The sequence below is a fragment of the Sphingobacterium sp. T2 genome (genome assembly GCF_000814685.1).
GTDB lineage: Bacteria > Bacteroidota > Bacteroidia > Sphingobacteriales > Sphingobacteriaceae > Sphingobacterium > Sphingobacterium thermophilum.
In genome coordinates this window covers 1-1,166 of sequence record NZ_JXAC01000284.1, presented here as the reverse complement: position 1 = coordinate 1,166, position 1,166 = coordinate 1, and the positions used below count along the sequence as shown (strand labels likewise).

Below are 1,166 nucleotides of genomic sequence, written 5' to 3'. Positions count from 1 at the left end.
GGAAATACGTGGCCGCAATGATACGGATCATCTCCGTCTCATATTCCTGCTTTGTTTTCTCCAATATCGGCAAAGCATAGCTCAACACATCATCATAACGTTTATCCAAGAAGTACAGGGCCGTAATATAATAAGGATAAGTAGATTCGAAAGTTTTGGAACCATTAAGACGTTCGAATTCATTCAACGCCGTCTTATATTCCGCATCCAGATAACACAAGTATGCATAGTAATAGATGGAAGCTTCCTGATAAGGACTATTTTCGTCTTTCAGCTGCTCGAATAAAGGCTTTGCGGCACGATAATCTTGGGTCATGAACTGCGAATAGCCTAGCTTGAAACGATATTCCTTATTTTCTGCACCGGCAAAATTTCTGCCGTCGATTTTCGAGAACCATTCTATGGCTTTCACATAATCTTTCTTCTGATAGTACGAACGACCGATCTGGAAAAAGGCGGCCTTAGCATTCGCACTGGTAGGATAATCCCTTATGTATTTCAAGAAACGGCTCTCCGCATCCGACTCGCCCAACTCCAAAGCACATATAGCCTGGTAAAAACGCACATTCTCCTTTATCAAAGTAAGCTCTTCCGTCTCATCAAGCTGAAGGTTGGATTTCGTTCTTAACTCTTCTACTTTATCAAATTGTTTTGCTGCCGAACTGAATTTGCCACGCTCGAATAATTCTAAACCTGATTTATAAGCTTTGTTAAGCTCTTGCCAAGCTGTCTGCTGACCAAATGCAGGTATAGCCATTAAGCCAAACGCAACACTCAATCCGTAAATTCTCTTGTACATAATGGTTTAATACTTAAATATCTAAATCCTTTATTCCCCTAATCAAAAAAAATTATAGTAACCTTAAGCTCCTAAGCATACTATACTTCATTGTACTAAATTAATAGTTCAATGTCAAGTTTTCCTCAAAAGTTCTTAACATCTGTTAATAACCTACGCTATATAACGCAAATTTTACCTTAAAAGGGGAATTTTAAATTATATTTAACATTTTTTTTACATTGACTATGTAAAAATCCTAGCTTTTGTGATAAATTGCAAACTATACGTTAGAACGTACGTTTATACATTGTTGTAAATTATCCGTATCAGGCTATGACTCCGACAGAACAGGTAATTAAATAAAACTTTTTAAACCGGAAAAATA

At 36.8% G+C, this 1,166-nt stretch carries 1 protein-coding gene; it reads right to left on the bottom strand.

Going from position 1 to position 1,166, the window contains the following annotated elements; all coding sequences use genetic code 11:
- Positions 1-799: tetratricopeptide repeat protein (locus SD31_RS14095; RefSeq protein ID WP_156138387.1), on the bottom strand; the 799-nt coding region annotated here is incomplete at its 3' end.
- Positions 800-1,166: the final 367 nt, after the last annotated feature.